General features: G+C 34.6%; 2 protein-coding genes and 1 pseudogene. 1 reads left to right on the top strand and 2 read right to left on the bottom strand.

What is annotated here, in order from left to right:
- Window positions 1-293: pseudogene (locus tag FZ945_RS09080) on the top strand (hypothetical protein); the annotation flags it as partial.
- Window positions 294-303: 10 nt separating this feature from the next.
- Here the strand turns inward: FZ945_RS09080 and FZ945_RS09075 are convergent.
- Together FZ945_RS09075 and FZ945_RS09070 are read right to left on the bottom strand one after the other, a co-directional pair.
- Window positions 304-1,107 carry a phosphatidylserine decarboxylase gene (locus tag FZ945_RS09075; RefSeq protein ID WP_148804016.1) on the bottom strand — a complete coding sequence of 268 codons (804 nt, stop codon included), beginning with the start codon at window positions 1,105-1,107 and terminating at the stop codon, window positions 304-306.
- Between the two features lies 1 nt (window position 1,108).
- Window positions 1,109-2,221, bottom strand: a complete 1,113-nt coding sequence (locus tag FZ945_RS09070; protein ID WP_148804014.1) for a metallophosphoesterase — start codon at window positions 2,219-2,221, stop codon at window positions 1,109-1,111.
- Window positions 2,222-2,286 lie beyond the last annotated feature (65 nt).

Below are 2,286 nucleotides of genomic sequence, written 5' to 3'. Positions count from 1 at the left end.
ATAAATTTATAATTACTAAAAATCGTATTTTATCAAAAATAGAAACATTGATTGACGAAGCAAAAAAAAACAAAGATATTAACTTTATAGGAATTTATTCGAGTGGCACAAAAGAGGTATATAGCAAAACCGACTTTAACGAATATGTGCTACATAAATTTGAAAATTATGAGCTAATGATCATAAAAAATTATGATCCTGTTTTGCGTTTATATTATGGCAATTATATGAATCCGCCAGAAGAATCTAAGCGAAAGGGACACCATCCATATACTTATTTTGACACAAAATAAGTATATATTTTTAAGAATATTTCCTCAATATTCCGATAGCTTCAGCGAATTTAAGCTCTTTGTTTTCAAAAAGGTTGTATTCGATCGCATCTTTTTCACTAAGTATGACAATGGTTGAGCCAAGCTCGAAATTTCCGAGGCGCTCGCCCTTTTTGATGTGTAAATTTTCATATTCATAAATTTGCGTAAAATTTGCCATCGCATTTGTCTGGATACGCTCATCAAAGCAAAATTTCATTTTGCCAACGTTTAGCGCACCCACAAAAACTAGCCAAAGTTTTTTGCCATTTTTCATCTCGCAAAGTAGCGCCACACGCTCGTTTTTAGTATAAAGGCTATCGACCTTGCCAAGCCATTTTACCGCCACACTGTAAAGCTTACCTGGGATATAGACCGCTTTTTTTATCGTAATATCACAAGGTGCATGATAGTGATGATAGTCTTTTGGGCTAAGATAGATGTTGGCAAAGTCAAACTCGCCCTCAAGCTCGCCCTGCCCCAAAAGCTCCTTTAGCCCGTAGCTCATGCCTTTTATGCTAAAAGCTTCTAGCTCTTTCGTGGTGCCAAAACTAAGGCAGGTACCATCAACAGGACTTATAAATATCTCATCTGCTGCGTCAAATTCTCTTGGTTTTAAGAGCTCTCTAGTGAAAAGTTCGTTTAAATTTTTATACTCATTTGCTGGCTTAAACTCGCTCATATCGATCTTAAATAGCTTTACATAAAAGGAGTTGATAAGCTCTTGAAGTGGCTTGAAAAAGTTTAATCTTGCTACCTTGCCAAAAATTTGAGAGAAGAGATTGTCCTTGTTCATTTTAGTCCTTGCTTAAATTTAAAATAGCGATCTCACTAGGAGCAAATATCCTAACCGGAGGCCCCCAAAATCCTGCACCACTACTAACATAAGCTTGCATTTTATCATTAATCTTATAAAGCCCATGTAAAAAACCTTGATCCAGCAAGACTAGGATACTAAAAGGAAAAATTTGTCCAGCGTGCGTGTGACCGCAAAGCACTAGATCAACGTCTTTTTGCATAGTTTTTATAAATTTTGGCTGATGAGAGAGTAGGATGGTCGGCAAATTTGGGTCACATCCTGCTAGCGCTTCGTCTAAATTTGGCTCTAAATTTTTAAACCTTATGCCAGCTAGATCATAGACTCCTGCCAAATTTATACCAGCTATTTTTTCATTTTTATTGCCAAGTATTCTAATGCCAAGAGCGCGAATTTTTTCTAGTATCCCATCAACTCCGTGGTAGTATTCGTGATTGCCGGGGACATAAAAGGTGCCGTAAGTGCTTTTAAGATTTTTTAATGGATCTAAAAAATCCCCTATAAGTTCAGCTCTCATATCGACCAAGTCGCCAACTATCACCACTAGGTCTGGTCTAGCTAAATTTATCTCTTTCACAAGCTCAGCCACAAAATCCTTTTGCAAAAACTCGCCAATATGCACATCAGTTATCATGGCTATTTTTAGATCATTTTGTAAATTTTTTATTTTTATACTAATCTGTCTGATCTTTGGCGGAGTAAGTGCGTTAAAAATTCCTTTCAAAAAGCAAGCGACTATAAAAATGACAAATGTTACATCAAAGCAAAATTTAATAAATTTTCGTCTTGTGGGATTAAAATGAGCCTTTGAGAAAATGGATCTAGCAACATCATAAAACAAACTAACGCCAAATAAAAATAGCGAAAAACCAATGAGCGTCCCTGCTATCAGATAGAGTTCTATATTTAAAAAAGAAAATCTTAGTTGAAGAACAAATACAAACTCAAGCACACTAATAATATAGAAAAATATACGAATTTTTTTAAGGTGTGGGGCAAAAAAAGATACCTTTTTGATAAAACGTTTGTATGAATATAAATTTGTAAGAACACTAAAGACAAATGCCCCAATAATGATCCGAAAAAGTCCCAAAATATCTCCTTGAAAACAAAGATTATATTTTATATTTTTAAATTTACATTATAGATTTTATTAAT

The sequence above is a fragment of the Campylobacter concisus genome (assembly GCF_902460535.1).
GTDB classification, from domain to species: Bacteria; Campylobacterota; Campylobacteria; order Campylobacterales; family Campylobacteraceae; genus Campylobacter_A; species Campylobacter_A concisus_AS.
Note: the sequence above shows the minus strand (reverse complement) of the source record. Positions and strands in the feature narration are given on the sequence as shown.